A 25297-nucleotide genomic window follows, 5' to 3' on the forward strand; every position below is an offset into this window, starting at 1 on the left:
TCCCGTTTCAATAAATACAAATTCGGTGAAAAGGGGGGAGAATCATGGAGAGGTTTGATATCTTTCAAGATATCGCCGAACGTACCGATGGTGATATTTATATCGGAGTGGTCGGTCCGGTACGTACAGGGAAGTCTACTTTTATCAAGCGATTTATGGAACTGATGGTGATTCCGAATATCAGCAATTATTATGACCAGCAACGCGCCCAGGATGAATTGCCACAAAGCGGCAACGGACGTACGATAATGACGACGGAGCCCAAATTTGTCCCGAGCGAAGCAGTGGAAGTGACGGTTGGGGACAACATCCAGTTTCGGGTGCGTTTGGTCGACTGTGTAGGATATGCAGTGGAAGGCGCATTAGGCTATGAAAATGATTCCGGACCCCGCATGGTCATTACACCTTGGCAAGAGAGTCCGGTCAGCTTCGGCGAAGCGGCCGAAATGGGAACTCGAAAGGTCATCACCGATCATTCGACCATTGGCTTGGTGATAACGACCGATGGCAGCATCACGGAAATTCAGCGGTCCGCTTATATCCCGGCCGAAGAGCGAGTCATCGGAGAATTGAAGGCCCTGGGGAAACCATTTGTAGTCGTTTTAAACTCCATACAGCCGGACAGCGGCGAGACGCTGAAACTAGCCGGAGAAATGCAAGAGAAATATGCAGTGCCGGTAGTTCCGATCAATTGCCAGCAGATGTCCAGCGCGCAGGTTGAAAGAGTTTTGCAGGAACTTCTGTATATGTTCCCGTTGCGGGAACTCCGCGTGGATTTTCCCAAATGGGTTGAAGAACTCGAACCCGCACACTGGCTGCGGACTCGTTTTGAAGGGGCGGTATATAGCGCAATCGCCGGAGTGGATCGCGTCAAAGACATCGACCAGGTTGTCGGTTCATTACGCCAGACCGAGGATGTCAAAGATGTCTTGATGCATCGGGTCGATCTGGGCGAAGGATCGGTCCTGATTGAGATGACCGTCGATCGGCAGCTTTTTTATAAAGTATTGGAAGAAATGTCCGGCTTTACGGTCAGCGGCGATCATCACTTAATGCGAATGATGCGGGAGTTGTCTGTAGCCAAGCGGGAATATGATAAACTTTCCGGGGCGTTGTCACAAGTCCGGCAGACAGGTTATGGCGTTGTCAATCCTTCGCTCGAAGAACTGACTTTGGCCGAACCGGAATTGATCAGACACGGGAGCCGCTTCGGAGTTAAACTCAAGGCCAGTGCACCATCGATCCATATGATCAAAGCCGACATCATGACGGAGGTTACGCCCATTGTCGGAACTGAAAAACAGGGCGAAGAATTTGTTCATTATCTGACCAGCGAGTTCGAGAAGGACCCGTCCCGGATCTGGCAGACCGATTTTTTCGGCAAGACCATGTATGACTTGGTGAAAGAGGGAATCCAGTCCAAACTCGCCAGAATGCCGGATAATGCCCAGGAAAAACTGCAAGAGACTTTAACAAAGATAATTAATGAGGGTAGCGGAGGCTTAATCTGCATTATCCTGTAAAGATGGTCCATAGAGACCATTTTTTTTATTTGATGTAAGAAATCGGAGGATTCAGTCAACATTTTTTGATCCCAAAAGAACTGGCTATAATGTTTTTCCTGATCCTTGACGATAGTATAGTACTGGAGTTTTCAGGCTTTTCTCCAAGCAAACAAGTTGAATAATCGTTTTAGCTGGTACGATTCGGAAAACGCAGGTTATTGTTGAAAAAAAACCTATTTTTTTGTTTTAAAAGCAGGAGATAAGGGAAGAATCTAGAATAAAGGGTATGTTGGTTAACCAAATATCGCCTTGAACTTTAAGTAAAGGCTTTCCACCTTTTTCGGAAGGAGGTGAATTGTTCATGACCAAAACCGAACTCATCGACAAAGTCGCCGAGAAGAGTGGTTTGACAAAGAAGGATTCGGGAAAAGCGATTGATGCAGTGATTAACGCTATGACCCAAGCATTGTCCAAAGGAGAGAAAGTTCAATTAGTCGGCTTTGGTAGCTTTGAAGTCCGTAAGAGAGAGGCTCGTAAAGGCCGTAATCCTCAAACCGGTGCTGAAATTAAAATTGCTGCCAGAAAGGTTCCTGTGTTCAAAGCCGGCAAGGCTTTGAAAGATGCTGTGGGCAAGAAGTAATAAAACAGTAAATAAAGAATGGACCTCATTGGGTCCATTCTTATTTCCGCGCTGTTCTTACCGGAAATCCCGCCGAATACATTATGGCAGGAAAGGTGGGATTAAGAGTGCGGATTTTTTATTTTCGGTCGATTCTTTGGGTGGGTATCGGCATAGCCCTCGTCTTCAGCCTTGGCTACCTGGCCGGCCGGTTTCACAATGAGAATTGGCCGACCATGGGGCTTTTGGCCAAGGAAATGCCGCTGTTTTATGTGAAAAAATCTGCGCCCGAGGTTTGTCTGACGTTTGATATCAGCTGGGGCGAGAAGACGCTGCCGCTGGTATTAAAGGTGCTGAAGCAGAACCAGACTCCGGCGACTTTCTTTGTGTCCGGCCCGTGGGCGGTGCGGCATCCGGAAGCGGTAAGAGCCATTGTCAATGATGGCCATGAAATCGCCAGCCACGGCGATCGCCACATCAACCTGAGTCAGGTCTCCAAAGATGTGGTACATGATAATATCGCCAAGGCCCATCAGGATATCCTGTCGGTAGCGGGCAGAGTGGCGCCTTATTTTCGCCCGCCCAACGGAGATTATGATGATGTGGTGATCGATACTGCCCGCGAACTCGGTTATGAGACCGTCATCTGGTCCGTGGATACGCTGGATTGGAAGAATCCCGGACCGCGCTATATGATCGACCGGGTGTTGGCTCGAACGATTCCCGGAGCCATTATTTTGTGCCATGCCAGTGATTCCAGCCAAGAAATTCATCTGGCGCTTCCCGGAATTATCTCGGGTTTGCGCGCCAAAGGTTTGAAGCTGGTGGCTTTGTCACAGCTGGCGGCGAACGGAGAGTTGATCCGGCGCGATCCGCGGTAAGGAGCGGTCGTCCGCGACGGGGGATTCATACTGGACCGCACGCTCAGCGCGGCGGAAGCATTGGCGGCAGCCGCTCTATCCGGTTGGAGCAATGCAAGCCTGGAGGGTATCATTTGGACCCGGGGATAGCCGGAGGGCGATCGTTTGCCCATCAAGCAGCGCCTTGAATCATTCAAGACGCTGCTTCCGCGAATCACGGCGTTCCTTTTGCGAATCCGGGAATTGCTTTTGTGGATAACGATTGATCGTTTGTGAATCAAGTTGTGCCTTGAGTCATTCAAGGCGTTGCAGCGGTGGATCATGATCCGCCTTTGCTGACTCCGGTAGTTGCTGTTGGGAACGAAGGAACTGTGGCGGTCGCCGCCACCCCTCCCGCGGGAAATCCGGCGGGCCTTCCCCCGGCTCCGGGCGGGAGTTGAACGGAAGGGGACCGTAGCGGATTGATTCCCGGGGGAATTGGCTATCCTATCAGACTGTGGCGCAAAGCTTACGAAGAGTCATGCAAATCTCGCACTTCGAAATGGACAATGGATAAATTTATGTTATAATTGACGTGCTGAAATTTTTTCTGAACCTTTGCGTTAGGTATAGTAGTGTGTGCGGCTGCGGTGGGTTGTTACCGAAAAAGCGGCTTCATTGCTTTTTGAAAGCTGTTTGGAGAATTTCTGGTTAATTATCTGAGGTGAAAAAAGAATGGCAAAAGAATCGTCCCAAAAGCCCGCGAAAGAATATTCCGCCAAGCAATTCATGCGCGATTTTTTGGAAGTCGTTGTGCCGGCAGTGATTCTGTTCCTGGTGATCCACACGTTCTTTTTGGAGTCCCGTTTCGTGCCCTCGCCCTCGATGGTTCCCACCATTGAGGTTCAAGACCGTTTTTTGATGAATAAGACGGCGTATTGGTTTAAGAAACCCCAGCGGTACGAGATCATTATCTTCAAGCCGCCCGCGGAAGCCGGTTCCAAGGATGACTTCGTCAAACGGGTGATCGGGTTGCCGGGGGAAACCCTTCAAGTGCACCGGGGGGTGGTCTACATCAACGGGAAACCGTTGAAGGAACCGTATATTACTCCGGATCGGGCTCCGATTCAGGAATTCGGCCCGGTGATGGTGCCGGAAGACAGTCTGTTTATGATGGGCGACAACCGGAATAACAGTCAAGACAGCCGGTACTGGGGAACCCTACCGCTGAAAAACGTCAAAGGCCAGGCATGGTTCAGATTTTGGCCGGTCAACCGCATGGGAATCATTCGTTAATCTGGAGTATCCATGGCATTATTACAAATTCGCGATCTCGACAAATATTACGGAGCCAATCCGATCTTACGGGATGTGTCCCTGGAGATTCATCCGGGCGAAAAATGGGGTTTGGTCGGCAAGAACGGGTGCGGTAAAACCACGCTGATGCGGATCATCACCGGCCAGGAAGATTACGACCGCGGCTCCATCTTTTGGAGTCAAAACTGCCAAGTCGGTTATTTGCGGCAGGAAGCTGATTTTAGCGAGGTTCTTTCCATCTATGACGAGTTGCGGGGCATCTTCCGCGAACTGGATGAATTGCAAAACCAGCTTAACACGCTGCAGGGCAAAATGTCAGAACCGGGGCTGGCGCCTTCCGCCCTGGAGGCTTTGATCGAGGAACACCACCGGCTGAGCGAGGAATTCGCCCAGCGCGGGGGGTATCAGATCGAGGGCCGGATTCAGGGAGTCTTGCGGGGATTGGGGATTCCCAAAGAACGCTGGAATGACACTGCCGCCAGTTTTAGCGGCGGGGAGCGGACCCGTCTCGGCTTGGCCCGCATCCTGCTGACTGCCAATGATATCCTGCTGCTGGACGAGCCCACCAACTATCTGGACATCGTGGCCATTGAATGGCTGGAAGAGTTCCTGATCAGTTTTCCCGGTGCGGTTTTGCTCATTTCGCATGACCGTTTTTTTCTCGATCGCGTGGTGCAGGGGATCATGGAGATGGAAGATTGCCGGATCACCCGTTATAAGGGCAATTATACCGCGTACCGGCAGAAAAAAGAGGCGGATTACCAAGTCCAACTTAAAGCATATGAACTGCAACAAAAGGAGATCAGCCGCCAGGAAAAGTTGATTCGAGAGTCACGGGCCACCGAAAAAAGCAAACGGAAAGCCCATAATTTAGAAAAACGCCTGCAACATTTGGAACGGATTGATAAACCCCGTACCGACGGGAAGACATTGAAGATGGCCTTCGGCGGCCATGAGCCGAGCGGCAAGAAAGTGCTGGAGATCGAAGGACTTACCAAAAACTTCGCCGAGCGGCAGCTGCTGAAGGCGGTGGATTTCACGGTCTATTCGGGCCAAAAGGTAGGCCTTATCGGACCCAACGGCTCCGGCAAGACAACTTTGCTGCGGATGGTCATGGGACTGGAGGAACCGGACCAGGGCCGGATCCGGCTCGGTTATGAAGTCGATCCCGGCTATTTTTCCCAGTTTACCGCGGAATCGGACCTGGAAGGCACGCCCTTCAGCCAGGTCATGGCGATGGCCGATCTCGACAATACCCAGGCCCGGACGATTCTCGCCCGCTTCCTATTCCAGGGCGACGATGTCTTTAAGGCCGTGACCGACCTGAGCGGCGGCGAACGGCGCCGTTTGGGCTTGATTCGGTTGATCCTTTCCAAGGCCAACTTCTTAATACTGGACGAGCCCACCAACCATTTGGATCTGCAATCCATTGAAGTGCTGGAACAGGCCTTGGCCGACTATCAGGGAACCGTGCTGGTGGTTTCCCATGACCGCTATTTCCTCAATCAAGTGGCGAATCGTTTCTTGCTGATCGATGCGGGGTCCGTCATCCCGTTCGATTCGTATGATGAGTATCTGGCCTGGCACTCCCGGCAAGCCGCCGGCAGCCCGGAAACAGCCAAACCCAGGAGTGAGGCTCAGATCCGGCGGGCTCAAACCAAAGAGGCGCAGCGGGAGCTGAAACGGAAACAACGAACTCTGGAACAGCTTGAAACGGCCATCTTTGAAATGGAAGCCAGGAAAACTACTCTTACTGAAACCCTAAGCGATCCGGCCAACAGTACCGATTATAAAAAGAGTCTGGAATTGAGCACGGAGCTGAATGCGTGTGAAGCGGAATTGGCGCGCTTGTACGAAGCGTGGGAGCAGCTCCAGACCGAGCTGGCCGAGCTGGAAACGGAACCGTAGGGGTTTTGGGGATTTCTCCAATATTTACAGAAAGGATCTTCCAGATCTTACGGCGAATAAACAGTCTTTATGTCGAATATCTAGGATTTTAGCAGGAGGTGTAACCGGTATTGAATACAGAAGAGAATCGCGTCGTTTCTTTTAAAGAAGTGTTACCCTTGCTGCCGCTACGGGGAATGATTGTCTTTCCGTTTATGGTCATCCCATTGGATGTCGGTAGGGATAAATCAATCAGTGCTTTGGAAGAGGCTATGGTCCAGGAACGGTTGATTGTGTTGGCCGCACAGCGCCACGCCAAAATTAACGACCCCGAACCGGACGATATCTATACCATGGGGACGATTGCTGAGGTAAAGCAGTTGTTGAAATTGCCCGATGGTACCATTCGGGTGCTGGTTGAAGGGATCCGGCGCGCCCAGATTGTCAGTTTCGTACAATCCGATCCCCATTATCGGGTGCAACTCGCCGAGGTTGCCGAGGCGGATGAGAAAAATGTCGAAGTGGAAGCCCTCATGCGGTCCACTCTGTATCAGTTCGAACAGTTGATTAAGTTAAGCAAGAAGATCCCGCCGGAAGTGTTGACTTCAGTATCCAATATTGAAGACCCGGGCCGGCTGGCTGATATCATCTCTTCGCATCTGAATTTGAAGATCGAAGAGAAACAGGATATTCTGGAGGCGGTCTCCGCCAAGTCCCGCTTGGAGACGCTCTGCACCTTTCTGGTGAAAGAGATCGATATTCTGGAGATGGAACGCAAGATCCATCTGCGGGTCCGCAAACAGATGGAAAAGACCCAGAAAGAATATTATCTCCGGGAACAGATTAAAGCCATCCAGAAAGAACTGGGTGATGGCGATGAGCGCGCCGCGGAGGTGGAGGAACTCCGGTCACGGCTGGCGGAGCTGAATCTGCCGTCCGAGGCGGAAGAGAAGGCGCTCAAGGAGATTGACCGTTTGTCGAAAATGCCGCCAATGGCCGCAGAGGCCGTGGTAGTCCGGAATTATATCGATTGGATCCTTTCATTGCCTTGGAATACTTTAACCGAAGATAGTCTGGATGTAAAAGGTGCCGAGAAGGTATTGAACGAAGACCATTACGGCCTGGAGAAGGTGAAGGAGAGGATCTTGGAATACCTCGCCGTCTGCCAGTTGACCAATCAACTGAAAGGACCGATCCTTTGCCTGGTGGGACCGCCCGGCGTCGGCAAAACCTCGCTGGCGAAATCGGTGGCCCGGGCCTTGAACCGCAAATTCGTCCGTTTCTCGCTCGGTGGGGTCCGGGACGAAGCGGAGATTCGCGGCCATCGCCGCACCTATGTCGGAGCCTTGCCCGGCAAGATCATTCAGATTATGAAACAGGCCGGGACGAAAAATCCGGTGATTCTGTTGGACGAGATCGACAAGATGAGCGCGGACTTCCGGGGCGATCCCGCTTCGGCTTTGCTCGAAGTGTTGGATCCGGAACAGAATTGCGCCTTCGGCGATCACTATCTCGAAGTCACTTTCGATCTGTCGCAGGTGCTTTTCATCACCACGGCCAATACGTTCCATGGCATTCCCCGGCCGTTGCTGGACCGGATGGAGGTCATTCATATCTCCGGCTATACCGAGGAGGAAAAACTGGAGATCGCCAAACGCCATTTGATTCCGAAGCAGCTCAAAGAGCACGGCCTGACCGAACAGAGCGTTTTGTTCCATGAAAAATTCATCCGGCAGCTGATCGCCGGCTATACCCGGGAATCGGGCGTCCGGAATCTGGAGCGCGAGATCGCCACGGTCTGCCGGAAAACGGCGTTGGAGATTGTGCAGTCTTCACGGAACACGATCCGTCTGAATAAATTGCATCTCCAGAAGTTTTTGGGCATTCCCAAATACCGCCACAGCCTGGCGGAGAATGCCGACCAGGTCGGGGTGGCCACTGGGCTGGCTTGGACTGAGGTCGGCGGGGATATCTTATTAGTCGAGGTTTCGTTGGTCAAAGGGAAGGGCCAGTTAATCCTGACGGGCAAACTGGGCGAGGTGATGCGCGAGTCCGCTCACGCAGCCTACAGTTATATCCGTTCCCGCGTCAAAGAGCTTGGAATACCGGAAGATTTTCATGAACGGTATGATCTGCATATTCATGTTCCGGAAGGAGCCATTCCGAAAGACGGCCCTTCGGCGGGCATCACTATCGCTACCGCTTTGGCATCGGCCCTCACCGAGCAGCCGATCCGGAAAGACGTGGCCATGACCGGCGAGATTACCCTGCGCGGACGGGTACTGCCCATCGGCGGACTGAAAGAGAAGATTTTAGCGGCCCACCGCGGCGGGATCAAGAAGATCCTGGTGCCGAAAGAAAACGAAAAAGATCTGGAGGAGATCCCCGCCAATATCCTGCGCAAAGTGGAACTGGTCCTCGTCGAATCCATGGATGAGGTTTGGCGGGAAGCCCTGATTCCCAAAATCCAGGTGGCCTCGGTTAGTTAAACACCAGACTTTTGCTTCCGGGAGAGGGCGACTTCTCCCGGTTTTTGTTTATTAGATTTCGCGGCAATGGCCGATTCATCCTGAAAGGATTGTTTTACCCATTTTGATTAGAAAAAGGATTTCGGAAAAACTATCCAGAAATTAAATACTGCTCGAATGATTCCGGTAAGAGACGCCGGACGCGCAGCCTTCCGGCTGGTGTAGAAATCGTGAAAGAAGGTTGTTCCGTGCTCGAAAGAACCTTAACCGTCCTGGAGTACCCCAAGATCATCGCCAAACTTGCGGAGTTCGCCTCTTCCACCCGGGGTAAGGAACTCGTGCAAGAGTTGCAGCCGTTGACCTATCTGAGCGAGATCCGCGAGGCGCAACAGATCACTTCGGAGGCGGTCCAGATCCTGCTGGAGACCGACCGGATCCCGTTGGGCGGGATCTTTGATATCCGGAATTCACTCCGTAAGGCGGCACTGGGAGGATCGCTCATTCCCCAGGAACTGCTGGAGATTGCCGCCACTATCCGCGCCTCCCGGTTGATGCGCGAATTTTTGAGTGAGCAAGGGGAGACGCTGACCATCCTACCCGAATGGGGCGGCCGTCTCGCGGCCTTTCCCGGCCTGGAACGGGAGATTGAGCGCTGCATCGCCGATAACGGCGAGGTCAATGATAGCGCCAGTCCGAAACTGCATTCGCTCCGTTCCCAGATCAAGGTTTTTCAGAACCGGGTCCGCGACAAACTGGATTCGATCGTCCGTTCCTCCGAGAACGGCAAATATCTGCAGGATCCGATCGTCACTGTCCGTAACGAGCGCTATGTCATTCCGGTGAAACAGGAATACCGTTCGTTCTTTCCCGGGATCGTCCATGACCAGTCGGCCAGCGGCGCGACGCTCTTCATCGAACCGATGAGCGTAGTCGAGCTGAATAACCAGTTGCGAGTGGTTGAGTCCCAAGAGGTTGAAGAGGTTGAACGGATTTTGACCGAACTTTCGGGCCGGGTGAAGGAGGTCCAGCAACCCTTGACGAATGCGGTGGCGATTCTCGCCCGGCTGGATCTGGCTTTCGCCAAAGGCCGCTACAGCTTGGCGTTGAATGCCAGTGAACCGCAGCTCAATCAGGATGGCATCATTCAACTGTATGACGCCCGCCACCCGATGCTCACCGGTAAAGTGGTTCCGATCACCGCCCTGCTCGGCCAGGACTATGATACGCTGGTAATCACCGGCCCCAATACCGGCGGCAAGACTGTGACGCTGAAGACAGTCGGCCTGCTGACATTGATGGCCCAATCCGGCTTACACATTCCGGCGGCCCCTGGTTCGCAGCTGGCCGTCTTCAATCAGGTGTTCTGCGATATCGGCGACGAGCAGAGCATCGAACAGAGCCTATCCACTTTTTCGTCGCATCTTACCCAGATCGTGAAGATCATTGCGGCGGCGCAAGGCCCGGATTCGCTGGTGCTCTTGGATGAGTTGGGGGCCGGGACCGATCCGACCGAAGGGGCGGCTCTGGCCATGAGTATCCTCAGCCACCTCCACCGTTTGGGGGTCCGGACGGTGGCTACCACGCATTACAGTGAGTTAAAGGTATTCGCTTATAAAACTCCCGGCCTTCGTAACGCCGCGGTGGAGTTCGATATCGCCACGTTACGGCCGACCTATCATCTGACGATCGGTCTGCCCGGCAGCAGCCAGGCCTTTGAGATCGCAGCCAAGTTAGGGCTGCCCATGGGCATCGTCAATGAGGCGCGCGGTTATATTTCAGCCGAGGAAGCCAAAGTAGAACAGATATTACGGCAGATCGAGGCCGACAGCAAACAAGCCCGGGAAGATCGGATCGCCGGCGAGGCGGCGCGCGTTAAAGGGGAAACTTACAAACAGCAATATGAGGCCGAATTGAAAAGGCTGCAGCAGGAGCGGGCGGAACTGTTACGCCAGGCAAAGGCCGAGGCCCGGGAGATCCTGATTGAAGCCCGACGCGACAGCGAGAATCTGTTGCGCCGGTTAAAAGAAGCGCCCCGCGAAGAACTCAGCGGCATTGTCAACGAGGCGCGGCAACGCATCACCAAGGAGCTGGAGCGGCTGGACGAGGTGAAAACCCCGGCCCGGACCGATCGGCAACCCGAGGCTGACGACCTTAAACCCGGCGGCAAAGTGCGGGCCATCTCCTTGAATCAGGTCGGAACGGTGCTGGAGGTCGGCGAGGGGACGGCCCTGGTGCAACTGGGAATCATGAAGGTGAACCTGCCACTCGGCGATATTGAGATCATCGCCGAACCGAAAGTAAAAGTCCAACAGCCCGCAACCAAGCGTAAAAGCGGCGAGACCGGCCTTGATGCCGCCAAAACTATCTCCGCTGAAGTGAACCTGCGCGGGATGACGGTCGACGAGGCATTATACGAGTTGGAGAAGTATCTGGATCAGGCCTTATTGGCCGGCCTGGAACGATTCCGGATTATTCACGGCAAGGGCACCGGCGCTTTACGCATCGGAGTGCAGCAGTTTTTGAAAGGTCATCCGGTGGTCCGCAGTTTCAGTTTTGCCGAGCAGAGCGAAGGCGGTTTGGGTGCCACGGTAGTGGAGTTGAAACGTTAATAAATTTAGCGCGTGAAGTGTCGAAAAACCGGCTGTAGGTAGAAGCCTACAACCGGTTTTTTGTTTTCCCTGCACTCAAAATAGGCATCCACTCCAAACCTCACTGTTGATGTTCGGAGGAGTGGCGGTTTTGACGCACAGGTGCTCAATCTAAATCGAGGTTTAAGCGGATGGAAATAAATTCATCATCGCGGCCGACCTTGATCATACCCAGGCTGAGATCTAAATCTTTATCCCGCGGCGAACTGCGGAAGTAGACTTCCTCCATATTGTCCCGGCGATATTCACGCCGGACCCAGCCACGGTTATTCTCCAAGACTTGGAAGGCGATGTTCCGCGCCCGCAAGGAATGATAAATCGCGTCGCGATAAGCGCCTTTCCAATACAGATCGCGGGCCCAGCGTTGATGAGCCACCGCCTGCGCCAAGCCCATCGGGCGATGGCCGCGCCGCGCCGCAGCTTGAGCGTCGTCGATGACTTGTGCCGTCCGGTGAATCACAAAACGGGCATCGTCTCTCACCCGGCGATCTCCGGGACCGCCCGGGCCTTTATCATATCTGCCGGGTCCATCATAACGATGACCCGGTCCGGGACCGGGACCTCTGCCGGGACCCGCCAAAGCAGTCACTGAAAAAGATCCGATCAAAACCGCAACCATGAAACCAATGTACCATTTTTTCATGATAGTTCCTCCTCTACTGGAATTCAAAGTGGGATTCAAAGAAGCGCTCTTTGTAAAGATAGACGATGGATCGAGCCAAATTGTTCCGGAGAAAGCGAAATTTAACTTGAAATTGAAAAAATTCCTCGCCGCAGCCAAAGAAGCCTCCCAACCGTGAGCCGAATCGTTTATCACCGGAGCGGTTGCCATATTGCGGTGATTTTGTTTTCCGATGAGTCAGACTTTTGGATTTTGCTTATCGGCAATATCGTAGCTGCTGATGGATTTGGAGAAACATTCGAAGATCATAGTTGCCGGGTGCGATTGGTAGCAAAAAAACGGAAAGGGAATGCTCAAGGACGTTGAGATTGAGCGCTCTGGGTAATCGTATTCAAACGGGACCGATTTTCAAACGATTGCTTTTTGACTTTTTATGGTGACGGTCCGAAAAGAAAACGCCGGAATTTGAAGCCTTGACGCTTCGGTTTTCCGGCGTTTTTTATCGGGTTCAATTGGTTATCTCCGGTGGATATTACAATACGAAGTAGGTTGTTCGCCGTCGGTGAAAATTTCAGTGACCACCCAATCACTCGGGCAATACGGGGTCGCCAGCAAGCCGCTCTCAGTACAGATTTTGACAGCCACCTGTTTTTTCTTGGCAAACGGCCAATTGGCGGAGCGTTGCTGCTGGAAACCGTTATTGTCAACCGGCGGCGTGCCGGAGCCGTCGCCAGCCGGATTGTTATTATCCAGCGGCGGTTGGCCGTCGGAATGCAGATGACAGGGAACCGTAGGCTGAGTCCCATCCAGATAACTTTCATAGAGAGTTTCCGGACAATTGGACGTGGCCAGTTCCCCACTTTGAGCGCAGATCTCGACACCGGAGACGATGCCCGCGGGAGGAATGAAATCCGATGGCGGAGTCTCGGACAAGGCTTTGCGCATGAAGATACCCCAGATCTGGGCGGCTTTACCGCTACCGATGACGTTGCCGTTGATCCGTACCGGTATTTTTTGCGAATCGTTGCCGATCCAGACCGAAGCCAGCAAATCCGGTGTAAATCCGACAAACCAGGCGTTGGTGTAGTCGCTGGTAGTCCCGGTCTTGCCCGCCGCCGGGCGATCGATCAGCGCGGCCCGGCCGGTTCCCCGCATAATAACCCCGCGCATCATGTCGGTTACCAGAAATGCCGTATCCTCCGGAATGGCGATCTTTTTATGCGGCCGGTCCTGATAGAGAATGTTGTCATTGGCGTCGCGTACTTCCAGAATCGCGATGGGTTGTACATAAATTCCCTGGTTGGCCAGTGGCGAATAAGAAGCGGTCAATTCCAGCGGAGTAACTCCCCGGGTCAAACCGCCCAGGGCCAGTGAAGAAAGGTTCATGTCATTGGGTTCGCCGTTAATGACCAAATTTTTCAAGCCCATGTCCTGAGCGTATTTAATCACGGTGCTGGGCCCGAGGTTCTCCACCAATTTGATGGCCACCATATTCACCGATTCTTCCAGCGCATGCCGCAACGTGATGTCGCCGCGAAAGATATTGTCATAATTGTGCGGCGCCCAGACTCCTCCAGAAGTCGGATAACTCAACGGCTCATCCCGCACGATCGAACTCGGCGTATATTTCCGGCTGTCGATGGCCGCGACATAGGTGAAGGGCTTGATCGCCGAACCCGGCTGCCGGTGCGCATAGACCGCGCGGTTCAACTGGGTGTTGCCAAAGTCGCGGCCGCCTACCATCGCTTTAATGTAGCCGTTATGCGGATCGATGGCCACCAAGGCCATTTGCGGCTGGAGGACGCCGTGGGCATCGGGTTTCCCGCCATTCAGCGCGGCGACGGCCTCATCGGCGGCTTGTTGGGCCAGCGGATCTAGCGTGGTGTAGATCTTGTAGCCGCCCGTAAATAAAGCCTGCTCGTCGACGACGCCTTTCAGATTCTGCACCACATAATCGATGAAATAAGCGGCGCGGCGTTTGGCGGCCGAGAGCGGGATCACGTCCAATGGACGGCGGTTGGCGGCGTCAAAGTCGCTCTGTGAAATGGAGCCGTACTTTAACATCTGGCCGAGCACCACCGCCCGGCGCTCCATGGCGGCCTCGGGATGCAAATACGGCGAGAAACCGCTGGGATTTTTGGGCAATCCGGCCAGCATGGCAGCTTGGTGCAACCGGAGCTCGGAGACGCTTTTTCCAAAGTACAACCGGGAAGCGGCCTCAACGCCGTAGGTATTGTGGCCGAAATAGATTTGGTTGAGGTAGCGTTCCAAGATCTCGTCCTTGGTATAACTCCGTTCAATATTCATGGCCAGGAAGACCTCCTGAACCTTGCGGGAGAGCGCCTTTTTCTGGGTTAAAAGGACATTCCTGGCTAATTGCTGAGTGATAGTGCTGGCTCCCTCGATATAGCCGCCCCCTTTCAGGTCGACCCAGAGGGCGCGGGCTATCGCGCGGAGATCGATTCCCGAATGTTCATAGAAACGATTGTCTTCGACGTCGACGATGGCCTGCTTCATCACGTCGGGAATCCTGCTGAGTGGAACCTCAAGGCGATTTTCTACATATATCCGGGTGAATTCCTTCTTATTAACATCGTAAAAAATGGTTGCCTGCTTGGGAGGAGGCAGATTCAAAAGATTGCTGTTAGTACTGATCATGAGCACCAGCAGCAGACCCAGCAAAATACCGGCCAAGGCAGTAAAACCAATGACCATTGTCTTTTTGGTATCAAGGCGCTTGGCTTGCGAGCGGGGCGGGGACTTTTTCTTGGAGACCGGCATTGAGCACCTCCATGGGGCGTTTGCGTGTCGCGAAAAGCTGATTCCGGTTCGTTCAAATCGTTCTCGCCACATCTTGCGACATCGCTTCTATAAACAAAATTATACCACAAGCCTCTTTCTCCCGTGAAAGTTTTTCGCTGGGGACAGGCGGAACGCATATTATAACTTTACGGATTCAAACATAAAGTTTGTTGAGGCGGTGCGTATGAAGTTCAATATAAAAAAACGAATCGTATGGTTTCAGGTTCCCCCTTACAAAAAAAGATGGCTGGCTTCATTAACGGCGTTGGGCTTTTTGGTTTTGACCTCCATTATCAGTTTTTATATCGTTGATTTCCGGATTCGCCCGACCTTGGTGCAACTGGTCCGGGTCGCGGCTCACAAGACCGCGATCCAAGCGATTAATGATTCGATCCGGGCGAATATTTCCCCGGATATCGAATACCAGAGCCTGATCCGAATGCAGCTGGACTCCGAAGGGCGGGTAACCTTTTTCCAGCCGAATACCGGGGCGATTAACCGGATCGCTTCTGAAGCCACCCTTGCGGTTCAGAAACGATTAACCGGTTTACCGCGTCAGGAAGTCAAAATTCCCCTTTGGCAGGTCTTTGGGTCCAAGATTTTGGCTGGTTATGGGCCGGAGTTACCGGTGCGGATCACCCCGGTAGGACTGGTGGACAGTACGATCAATGACCGATTCGATGCCGCCGGCATTAATCAGACCCGGCACCGGATCTTCATCCGAATCACCGCGATAATTCGGGTCATCGTGCCGCTGGTCCATGAAGAAGTGGCGGTAACATCGGATATTCCGCTGACCGAGGCGGTTATTGTGGGAGCTGTCCCGGGCGTTTACGTCCATGGCGGATCCGGCGTGATCGTGCCGGGAAACCCGAATCCGCCTGGAAAATAATTTGACAAATTACAGGAAAAGCTCGCGGAAAGGGGAATATTATCAAGGATCGGCACCTTTCGACATCATTCCGAGCCGCGCCATATGGAAAAAGATTCACAGGCAAATCAAGGAATGAAATACTATGACTACGATTGGGGATCCATCATGAGACTTGTTCAGCCGTTACCGGAGTATTTTCAATTGGCGCGCCAATTGTATCAGACCGGACCCGCACATGATTTTTCCCATATTGAACGGGTATTTCGATTGGCGCTGAAAATTGGCGCCGCTGAAAATGCAAATCTACAGATCCTGGGTTTGGCTGCTTTGTTTCATGATTTAGCCCGTGATGAGGAGGCCGCGAGCCAAGGAATGATCTGTCATGCCGCGGCCAGCGCGGAGCGAACCCGCCGGATTTTACTCAGCCGCGGCATGAACCCGGCGGTGGTGGAAGCGGTTTGTGATTGTATCGCCACCCATCGTTACCGGGATGAACATAAACCGGAAACGCTCGAAGCGAAGTGCCTTTTTGATGCCGACAAACTAGACTCGCTGGGTGCGGTGGGAGTCGCCCGCGCCTATCTGTGGCTCGGCGAACGGGGTGGCACGGTTTATGTTCCGCGCCAAGTTTGGGAACGAACCGATTTTCGGAGTAACCGCCCGGAAGACGATTCACTGCAAAGAGAATGGTTCATCAAACTTCAATACCTGAAAGATAACTTGTATACGGAAACCGCCCGGGCCTTGGCGGAAAAACGCCATCGCACCATGGAAGCTTTTTTGGAGATCCTCGCCCGCGAAGTGGTCGGAGAAGAGTGACGCCGGCCGGGACGGACTATCCGCCCATATTGGACCGTTCCCATGGACTTTTGAATTGGCTGGAGGAGTAAGACGATGTTCGATTGGGATTCGATTCGGACCGAAACGATCCGACTGTTACAAGACCTGATTCGTATCAATACCACCAATCCGCCGGGTAACGAGATTCAAATTGCCCTGTATATTCAGGAGTTCTTGCAGCGGGAAGGGATTGGATGCACCATCCATGAAGCCGCCCCGGGACGGGCCAATCTGGTGGCGCGCCTGCCCGGCATCGGCAATGGCAAACCCCTCATTGTACTCAGCCATTTGGATGTTGTACCCGCAAACTCCGGCCAATGGCGGTTTGATCCTTTTGAAGGCGCGGTGGCGGAGGATTATCTTTGGGGCCGGGGCGCTTTGGATATGAAAGGCATGCTGGCGATGGAGCTGATGGCCTTGGTCCTGCTCAAGCGCTCGGGAATGATGCCGCCGCGGGAAATTATGCTGGTGGCTGTCGCCGATGAAGAAGCCGGAGGCAACCTGGGCATGGGTTGGCTTATCGAACAGGATATTCCGGGGTTGAAAGAAGCGGAGTACGTTATCAACGAGGGCGGATTCGGCGGCATTCGGGAGGGAATTCCGCTATTCTCTTGCCAGTGCGGGGAGAAAGGAGTATTGTGGGTCAAACTCACGGTGCCCGGCACACCCGGACATGCCTCCATGCCGGCGCGGGACAATGCCATCATCAAGATGGTCCAAATCATCCAGCGGATTATGCGTTTGAAACGGCCGATGATTCTTTGTGAAACCAGCCGGGCGTATTTGAAGGAATTAGCCTACTTAAAGGGCCTGAATCTTGAGTCCCAAATTGCGCTCGATTACAGTCTCCAACTGTTTGCCACCCGCCATCTCAAGGATGAACGCTCCATTCAAGCGATGCTCTACCATACGATTTCACCCACCATTTTACAGGCTGGCTTGAAAGCCAATGTCTTGCCCGAGGCTTGTGAGCTGACTTTAGACTGCCGGTTGTTGCCCGGCGAAACGCCGGGTCATTTCTTGGCGGAGATTCAAAAATCCGTCAATGATTCGGCGGTTCAGTACGAAATACTTCAGGCCGCCGATCCGACGGAATCTTCCTCCGACACTCAGTTGTTCAAGACCATGGGCCGGATCCTGCAACAAGAAGTGCCACAGGCGGTTTTGGTGCCGTTTCTTTCGCCTATCGCGACCGATTCCCGGTTTTTTCGCTACCGTTCCATTACAGCTTACGGCTTGATGCCGGTCATTATCTCCGAGGCTGAACTCCAACGGCTGCACGGCATCGACGAACGGCTTTCGCTTCCCAATTTAGAACGGGGAACGCGCATCATGTATGAGATCTTGCGGCAGCTTGAATAGGCGCCAAAATTTTATATTTGCTATATAAAATCACATTACCCGGATCTTGAATCCGGGTTTCTTTATATGATGATGAACTTTGCGGAGAAAGACCATTTTTCAAAATGTAAAATAACGCGCTAGAGAATACGGTATACAAGAAGCATCGAAAATACAGGGTTTTTGGCGAAAAAATGCAGGAATAAGGGCGAATTGGTCGAATTCCCGAATAAAATATGGGTGATTGAAAGTTGTAAGGAGCGGATAATCGTGAAATTGTCTGAACGGGCACACGGCATCAATCCTTCGCCGACGCTGGCGATTGATGCCAAGGCCAAGCAGATGCTCAAGGATGGAATGGATGTCATTGGTTTCGGAGCCGGCGAACCGGACTTCGATACCCCGGAAGTTATCAAAGACGAAGCGATCGCCGCGCTGAAAAAAGGCGAGACGAAATATACCCCGGCATCCGGTACTGTCCAACTGAAAGAAGCAGTCTGTCTGAAGATGGAACGGGATCATGGTTTGAAATACGCCCCGAATCAGGTGGTGATCTGCTGTGGCGCGAAACATGCGCTGTATAATCTGTTTCAAGTGATCTGTGACCCGGGCGATGAGGTGGTCATTCCCGGACCCTATTGGGTCAGCTATTCGGAGCAGGTATTGCTGGCAGGCGCTAAACCGGTTATCGTTCCCACCTGCGAAGCGGCCGGATTCAAAATGACTGCCGCCCAATTCCGCGAGGCGATTACTCCCCGGACGGTGGCGCTCATCCTCAACAGCCCTTCCAACCCGACGGGAACCGTTTATAGCCGGGAGGAGCTGGAAGCCATCGCCGCGATTGCGGTTGAAAAGCAGATTACGGTGGTATCCGATGAGATTTACGAGAAATTGCTTTATGAAGGGGAACATGTCAGCATCGCCAGTCTTGGGCAAGCGATTAAGGACTTGACGATCATCATCAACGGCGTGGCCAAGACCTATGCCATGACCGGCTGGCGGATCGGGTACGCCGTGGGAGACGCCAAGATCATCAAAGCCATCGGCGATCTCCAAAGTCACAGTACCTCCAATCCGACCAGTTTTTGTCAAAGCGCCAGCGCTTACGCCATTGCCCATCCGCCGACGGCGGAGATTGAGAAGATGGTGGGCGAGTTCCACAGCCGCCGCGACTACATGGTGGAGAAGGTCAACCAGATTCCCGGACTGAGCTGCCGCAAACCGGAAGGCGCATTTTATGTTTTCGTGAATATGAGCGGACTGATTGGCAAACGGTTTGACGGCGTCCCCATCACGGACGGAGATAAACTGGCTGACCTTTTGCTGCAGCGTTCCAATGTCGCGGTAGTCCCCGGTTCGGGATTCGGCGCGCCTGAGTATTTCCGGCTGTCCTATGCGACTTCCCGGGCGAAAATCGAAAAAGGCCTGGAACGGATCGCGCAATTTGTGGCCAGGTGTTCGTAACCTGAATCGTCTATTCCGCAACAAGCCGGCGAAGAGCCGGTTTTTTTCATGGTAAAGTCCGTTTTTAAAAGCCATGTGATAAAGTCGTCCATTCGGAAATCATCCTTTCAGCGGACTAAAAAACGACCTTATCCCTTGCTTTTCTGAGCTTTTGTGTTCACCCTGGCCTTCGGACAGGGTTTATCACAACGCTTTTAAAAGAACATAGAAGGAATCGGGAAGAAAAAAAACGAATAGAAATAACCGGAAAGATGCAGAAGAGGGTTCTTTTCGCCAAAAATTCATCGACGATAAGGGGGATAATGGTGCTTTATCCTTTGAAATTTCAGCCCGTGTATAAAGATTATTTATGGGGCGGCCGCAACCTGGAGCGTCTCGGCAGAAAACTTCCGGACGGGATCGTCGCTGAGAGCTGGGAAGTCTCAGCCCATCCCGACGGGGTCAGCCTGATTACTAACGGCGAATATGCCGGTTCGACCCTACCCGATTATTTGCGCCGTTTTGGCCGGGCGGCGATTGGCTCCGCCTTGCCGGAAGCGCATGCGCAACAGTTCCCGTTGCTCATCAAGCTCATCGATGCCAACCAAAAACTCTCGGTTCAGGTCCACCCCGATGACCTCTATGCCCAGTCTCATGAGGGCGGGTACGGCAAGAACGAGATGTGGTATATTATCTCCGCCGAACCCGGCTCCCAGATCATTTATGATGTGAGACCCGGGGTCAGCCGGGATTCGCTCGCCCAAGCCGTCCGGGAGAACCGCATCGCCGATTGTCTGCAAACCGTTCCGGTGAGCGCCGGCGACGCGTTCAATATCCCGGCGGGAAAAGTCCATGGTCTCGGGGCGGGGATCGTTCTCGCCGAAATCCAGCAGAGTTCCAATTTGACCTACCGTCTTTACGACTACGATCGGACGGACGCGGCGGGCCACAAACGGCCGCTGCATATCGACAAGGGGCTCGATGTCATCGATTTTGCGGCAGCCGGCCGGGATCCCAAGATCAAAGGGCAACGTTTTTCCCTGGGCCAAGCCGGAGTGAAAGAGCTTTTGGTCGCCAACCGCTATTTCGGAGTCGAGCTGTACGACCTGGATGGAGAGCTGGGAGAGACCACGGCCGGGGAACGCTTCTTCATCTATACCTTTATCTCGGGTACGGGCGAGATCCGTTACGCCGGCGGCGTTTTGCCGATCGCGCCCGCCGAATCGGTGTTCATCTCGGCGGGGTTGGGCGATTTTATCATCGCCGGACAGCTTAAATATCTCAAATCTTATGTGCCCAATCAGCTTTGATGGGGTAAGCACAGTAAGAAAAAGGCCGGATAAATCTTCCGGTCTTTTTCTTATGGATTCGTATAGTGGAGCTCCCCAAAAACGATCCGTTCCCGTTTCCAAGTGTAAGTCAGATACACTCTATCTGCCGCCGCGATGATGGCGGGATAAGAATATTCGCCTTCACCGGCCTCCAGGACCAAGTCGTTACCCCAGGTGCGGCCGTTATCGGATGAGGTGGCCAAAACCAGCGGGGTACGCGGCCCCCAATTGAGGCCGACCGGGTTAAAAATAAGCGCCAAGACGCCATCCTGCAATTTGACCAGATCAATCCCACTGTTATTGTTGGGGAGTCCGGTAGGGTAAGCCTCGGACCAGGTCCGTCCGAAATCAGCCGAATCGCTCCGGTAGATCCGGCCTTCGGTACTCCGCAACAGCATATGGACCCGGCCCGGCTCCGACTCCCAAAGAGTCGGTTGGATGACGCCCCGGCCCCGGAAGGATTGTTCCGAGACGGGGATATCGCTGCGAATCTCCATATCGGCGCCCTCATGAAGGCTCGCGATGCGGATTTCGTTGCTCTTCCGCCAGGTTTCTCCTTGGTCGATCGACCGGTCGGCGAACGCTTTCCAGATCCCGTCTTCAGTAGAGGCCGGCGCCAGCCAGCTGCCATCGGAGAGCACGATCAACTTATTCCGCACCGGGCCGCGTCCGCCCCGGTCACCGGGGACTAGTTCCACTGGTTCTGTCCAGGTCAGACCGTTATCCTGCGATATTTTCAAGCGGGTAGACCATTCCTTCAGTAGCCGCCCGACCTTATAAAAGAGCCACACCGTGCCGTCGGGCCGGGTGAAGAGCACCGGGTTCCAATGAGGCAGCCCTGCTTCGGCGGCCACTTGGACCGGCGGGGTCCATTGCCCGCCGCTCCGCCGCGCCGACCAGATCGCCACATCATCGGCGCCTTCCCGGCTTCCGCCGAACCATGCCGCCAAAACATCTCCGCCCGGGAGTAAGGTAAGATGGGAGGCGTGGCAACATTCGAAAGGCATTTTTCCTGTAAAGACAAATTCCCGGGTTACTGTTTTCAACATGGAAAAAATCCCTCCGGTTAAACAATCGCGTTTTTCTACATTCCCGTTTTTCCTTATCGGCTTTTGTAAGAACAAAATGGTTGGACCATCTGCAACCGAACAGGGATGACAGGCGGGGAAGCTTCCCCGTGGTTCCGTCTTGCTTCCCCACGGCTCCGGGAAACTTCCTCAAGCTTCCGTCCTCGATCCCGAAACCTTGGGGCAGGTTCCGGAAGGCTCCGGGAAGCTTCCCCAGGCTTTGAGGAAGTAGGGATGATTCTTGGGGAAGAAAGGATCAGAAGATCCGTTGAAAGGATCAGTAGATCCCTAACAAGGATGAAAACCATACCTAACAAGGAAGGAGGCATCCCTTACAAGGATGAAGGAATCCTTTGAAAGGATCATGGCATCCCTAACAAGGATGGCTTTTATCCTAACAAGGATGAAGAACATCCTTGTTGGACCGAGGATCATCCCTGACATGACCGCGCCGATCCGGGACGGACGAAAGGAAGTCCATGTCGGAATCGGAGCGGCGGCTCTTTGCCCGGGAGTTGGAACGAATGATCCATCGTACCGGTATGAAAGCCATGGCATAAGTCCATCAAAATCGCAAGGCTCACGCAGTCGACTCGCGATTACCCCTTGATACCGGAAGAGACGATGCCTTGCACGAAGAAACGTTGCAAAATCAGGAATACGATAAGCGTCGGCAATACCGCCATGCAGGCGGCCGAGAGCGAAATGCCGTACTGAGGGGCGGATCCGCTGACTCCGCCCGCGGCGCCCATAAATTGGGCCACGCCGACCGGCAAAGGTTTCAAATGGTCGGAACGGATGGCGATCAACGGCCAGAGGAAGCTGTTCCAACTGGAGATAAAGGTAATGATCGCCACCGATGAAAGCGCCGGCTTGGAGAGCGGGATCATCACCCGGTAGAAGATGGTGAAATCATTGCAACCGTCGATCATCGCCGCTTCCTGCAGTTCGTTGGGGATGCTCCGGAAGAAACAGGTCAACAGGAACACTCCGGTGACATTGGCGCAGACCGGCAGGATCAGGGCGGTATACGAGTTCAACATTCCAAGCGTGGAAAAGAGCATGTACAGCGGGACGACATAGGCCTGGATCGGAACCAGCAGCATGGAGACGATCAGGCCGAACAGAATTTTTTTGCCCCGGAACTCAAGGCGCCCGAAAGCATAGGCGGCCATGGAATCCAGGACCAGCACCAGGACGGTGGAGACGATCGCCAAAAAGACGCTGTTCCAAACCCATTGCATGAACGGGAACTTCTGCAAGACCAAAGTGAAATTCTCCAAAGTCGGGGTCTGGGGTATCCATTGCGGCGGATAACTGACGATCTGGCCTTCCGGCTTGAGCGCGGAAATAATGGTCCAGGCCATGGGAAAAAGAAAGATCAGCGCCACCAAACCCATCAGCAGATAGGGTAGAATGTTTATCCGTTTCGTCTTCATTGCTTCACCTAGCTCTCAGCTTTAATGACTTTCGACTGGAAGAGGACCAGCCCGGTTAAGATCAACAAGATCACAAAACCGATGGAGGAGCCGTAGCCCAGCGTAAAGTTTTGAAAGGCTTGACCGTACATGTACTGGACCAGGGTCAGGGTGGCGGTTCCTGGACCGCCGCTGGTCATCACATAAATCTGATCGAAGATTTGCACCGTGTTGATCAATGTCAGGGTTACGATCATCGAGGTGACCGGCGCCAGCATCGGTACGGTCAGTTTGATAAACATTTGAAAACCGTTGGCGCCGTCGATCCGGGCCGCCTCATAAAGACCGTTGTCGATGCCCTGGAGTCCCGCCAGATAGAGAATCATGTTGTAACCCACCAGCGACCAGACGGTGACGATGGATACCGCGAACAACGCCCAGTTCTCGCTGGTCAACCACTCAATCGGTCGAAGGCCGATGAAGCGCAGGTAATAATTGATGATGCCAAAGTTATTATCATACAGCCAGTTCCAGATGATCCCGATCACCGCCGGCATAATCACATAGGGGGAGAAGACGATGGTGCGCACCAGATTCTTCCCCTTCATTCCTTGGTTCAGCAATACCGCGAACAACAGGCTGAAAAGGACCAGCGGCGGGGCGGTCAACAATAGGAACAGGAACGTATTCTTCAAAGCAATGTGAAAATTTTGGTCTTGGAACAAATACCAAAAATTCTTGAAACCGATGAATTGGGGATTGCCGATAATATCCCACTTGGTGAAACTGACCAGAATTCCGGCGATGCTCGGGCCGAGCCGGAACATGATAAAGACGATCAAATACGGTAATAGAAAGAACAAAGCGACCTTCTCCTGCTTGCGCATCCGATAAACCTGCCTTCCCTCGACGGATTGCTGTTTTGCAAAGAAAAGGGGTATAGAATCGGGCCTATACCCCTAACGATTCAGAAAATCAGGGCGCGGATAGGATGGAGTCCATCTCCTTTTTCATTTGAGCGACGATATCCAGGGGTTTCTTGTTATTGAACAGCGTATCCTGCGCCGCGGTCAGGATCGGGCTCGGCGCAACCGATGAAAATACTTGGGCGGCCTTGGGCAGCGGAGGCAGGAAATGCGCATAACTCATCATGTTGATAAAGGCTTCCCGTCCCGGAAGTTTTTTCGTTTCCGCGATGGTGGACATCTTGGACGGGATGTTGCCGGATTTGGCCCATTCCGCCGAGTTGTCCGAGAGCCATTTGACGAATTGAACGGCGGCCGCTTTCCGGCTGGCATCGGCTTTCTTATTTACCGGGAAGGTGAGAATATGGGCTGCGGCCCACACCGCTTTTTTCTGGAAGATTTGCGGATAGGGGGCCACGCCGAATTTGAGATTGGACTTCTCCAGCACCGGCAACTGCCAGGGGCCATCGATCAACATCGCCACTTTTCCCGCCCGGAAATCATCGAACGGAGCCTTTTCACCTTTGGGGACGATGTTGTACTTAAAGACGAGATCCTGCAGGAATCCCCAGGCTTTGGCGGCTTTGTTATTGTTAAACGAGGTCCGGGTGGTCTTTTCATTAAATGTTTTCTCATTTTGTTGATACATCAAGGCGAACCATTGATAGAACGCGTGGTGGTTCATATTCATCCCCAAACCGTACTGGATGACATTGTTGGGGTCGAAACCCGCTTCCCCGGCGTTCTTGCCGTTCTTGTCGATGGTGAGTTTTTGACCGGCTTTGATGAATTCCTCCAGGTTTTGGGGAGCGGAGGCTACGCCGGCTTTATCCAGCAATTCTTTATTGTAATAGAGCGCGTGAGTATGGAAATCCAGGGGTACCGCATATTGCACCTTACTGTAGAACGATCCCTGCCAGATGTTGGGCGTATAATCAGCCTTTTTCACTTTCACGCTTTTAACCTGTTTGGCATCGAGCACGCCCATGCTCGCGAACTGGCCGAGTTCAAAGGGGTGCATTGCCAGGACATCCGGAGGATTGCCGCCCTTTGCTTCGATGATGAACTTGGAGAAGAGCGGAGTCCATTGAAGCGTCATCAGGTTTACGGTGATCCCAGGGTGTTCTTTGTTGAATTTCTCCACCAGCCCCCGCATCACATCGCCATCCGGTCCGGTCCAACCGCCCCAGAAGTCGATCTGTACCGGGCTTGCGGCATGGACTCCAACCGGTTGAAAGCCGAATGCCGATACTGCCATGACCACCAGCAACCCCAGTACGAATAGCCTTTTCATTTTCATTCAAACTCCTC

General features: G+C 53.3%; 18 protein-coding genes. 12 read left to right on the forward strand and 6 right to left on the reverse strand.

Features of this window, described 5'->3' with window-relative positions:
* Window positions 1-44 precede the first annotated feature (44 nt).
* The 7 genes from spoIVA (at window position 45) to EDC14_RS15300 (ending at window position 11244) form a co-directional block, all read left to right on the forward strand.
* Window positions 45-1523: a stage IV sporulation protein A gene (spoIVA, locus tag EDC14_RS15270; RefSeq protein WP_132015184.1), complete on the forward strand. Its 1479-nt coding sequence runs from the start codon at window positions 45-47 to the stop codon at window positions 1521-1523.
* 343 nt (window positions 1524-1866) lie between these two features.
* Window positions 1867-2145 (forward strand): HU family DNA-binding protein, encoded by a 279-nt coding sequence (locus EDC14_RS15275; RefSeq protein WP_132015185.1) that lies wholly within the window; start codon window positions 1867-1869, stop codon window positions 2143-2145.
* A 107-nt stretch (window positions 2146-2252) separates the two neighbouring features.
* A complete protein-coding gene (locus EDC14_RS15280; RefSeq protein WP_165908051.1) occupies window positions 2253-3005 on the forward strand; it encodes a polysaccharide deacetylase family protein in 753 nt (250 codons plus the stop codon).
* 693 nt (window positions 3006-3698) lie between these two features.
* Window positions 3699-4259 carry a signal peptidase I gene (gene lepB / locus EDC14_RS15285; protein ID WP_132015187.1) on the forward strand — a complete coding sequence of 187 codons (561 nt, stop codon included), beginning with the start codon at window positions 3699-3701 and terminating at the stop codon, window positions 4257-4259.
* 12 nt (window positions 4260-4271) lie between these two features.
* Entirely contained in the window at window positions 4272-6188 is a 1917-nt protein-coding gene (locus EDC14_RS15290) for an ABC-F family ATP-binding cassette domain-containing protein (protein ID WP_132015188.1), read from the forward strand.
* A 110-nt stretch (window positions 6189-6298) separates the two neighbouring features.
* On the forward strand, window positions 6299-8656 hold the full coding sequence (gene lon, locus EDC14_RS15295; RefSeq protein ID WP_279388768.1) for an endopeptidase La: 2358 nt from the start codon (window positions 6299-6301) through the stop codon (window positions 8654-8656).
* Between the two features lie 227 nt (window positions 8657-8883).
* Window positions 8884-11244 (forward strand): endonuclease MutS2, encoded by a 2361-nt coding sequence (locus EDC14_RS15300; protein ID WP_132015189.1) that lies wholly within the window; start codon window positions 8884-8886, stop codon window positions 11242-11244.
* Between the two features lie 145 nt (window positions 11245-11389).
* Here the strand turns inward: EDC14_RS15300 and EDC14_RS15305 are convergent, their stop codons facing one another.
* Both EDC14_RS15305 and EDC14_RS15310 read right to left on the reverse strand, forming a co-directional pair.
* Complete coding sequence (locus EDC14_RS15305) at window positions 11390-11926, reverse strand: hypothetical protein (RefSeq protein WP_132015190.1); 537 nt, start codon at window positions 11924-11926, stop codon at window positions 11390-11392.
* A 495-nt stretch (window positions 11927-12421) separates the two neighbouring features.
* Window positions 12422-14686, reverse strand: coding sequence for a transglycosylase domain-containing protein (locus EDC14_RS15310; protein WP_165908052.1), 2265 nt, complete (start codon window positions 14684-14686; stop codon window positions 12422-12424).
* 205 nt (window positions 14687-14891) lie between these two features.
* Between EDC14_RS15310 and yunB the strand changes: the two genes are divergently transcribed.
* The 5 genes from yunB (at window position 14892) to EDC14_RS15335 (ending at window position 20515) form a co-directional block, all read left to right on the forward strand.
* On the forward strand, window positions 14892-15599 hold the full coding sequence (yunB, locus tag EDC14_RS15315) for a sporulation protein YunB (protein WP_132015192.1): 708 nt from the start codon (window positions 14892-14894) through the stop codon (window positions 15597-15599).
* A gap of 147 nt (window positions 15600-15746) precedes the next feature.
* A complete protein-coding gene (locus EDC14_RS15320) occupies window positions 15747-16400 on the forward strand; it encodes an HD domain-containing protein (protein WP_132015193.1) in 654 nt (217 codons plus the stop codon).
* Window positions 16401-16475: 75 nt separating this feature from the next.
* Window positions 16476-17783 carry a M20/M25/M40 family metallo-hydrolase gene (locus tag EDC14_RS15325; RefSeq protein WP_132015194.1) on the forward strand — a complete coding sequence of 436 codons (1308 nt, stop codon included), beginning with the start codon at window positions 16476-16478 and terminating at the stop codon, window positions 17781-17783.
* Window positions 17784-18032: 249 nt separating this feature from the next.
* Window positions 18033-19226, forward strand: coding sequence for a pyridoxal phosphate-dependent aminotransferase (locus EDC14_RS15330; RefSeq protein WP_132015195.1), 1194 nt, complete (start codon window positions 18033-18035; stop codon window positions 19224-19226).
* Between the two features lie 305 nt (window positions 19227-19531).
* Window positions 19532-20515 carry a type I phosphomannose isomerase catalytic subunit gene (locus EDC14_RS15335; RefSeq protein WP_207930751.1) on the forward strand — a complete coding sequence of 328 codons (984 nt, stop codon included), beginning with the start codon at window positions 19532-19534 and terminating at the stop codon, window positions 20513-20515.
* A gap of 50 nt (window positions 20516-20565) precedes the next feature.
* On the opposite strand, the gene EDC14_RS15340 is transcribed toward EDC14_RS15335, so the two are convergent.
* From EDC14_RS15340 to EDC14_RS15355, 4 genes are all read right to left on the reverse strand, one after another.
* The gene (locus EDC14_RS15340; RefSeq protein ID WP_132015197.1) at window positions 20566-21585 is read right to left on the reverse strand and encodes a sialidase family protein; all 1020 of its coding nucleotides are present in this window, start codon (window positions 21583-21585) and stop codon (window positions 20566-20568) included.
* A 617-nt stretch (window positions 21586-22202) separates the two neighbouring features.
* Window positions 22203-23042, reverse strand: coding sequence for a carbohydrate ABC transporter permease (locus EDC14_RS15345; RefSeq protein ID WP_132015198.1), 840 nt, complete (start codon window positions 23040-23042; stop codon window positions 22203-22205).
* An 8-nt stretch (window positions 23043-23050) separates the two neighbouring features.
* Window positions 23051-23908 (reverse strand): carbohydrate ABC transporter permease, encoded by an 858-nt coding sequence (locus tag EDC14_RS15350; RefSeq protein WP_132015199.1) that lies wholly within the window; start codon window positions 23906-23908, stop codon window positions 23051-23053.
* Between the two features lie 88 nt (window positions 23909-23996).
* Window positions 23997-25286, reverse strand: coding sequence for an ABC transporter substrate-binding protein (locus tag EDC14_RS15355; protein WP_132015200.1), 1290 nt, complete (start codon window positions 25284-25286; stop codon window positions 23997-23999).
* Window positions 25287-25297: the final 11 nt, after the last annotated feature.

This window comes from Hydrogenispora ethanolica, from assembly GCF_004340685.1.
In the GTDB taxonomy this organism is placed as follows: domain Bacteria; phylum Bacillota; class UBA4882; order UBA8346; family UBA8346; genus Hydrogenispora; species Hydrogenispora ethanolica.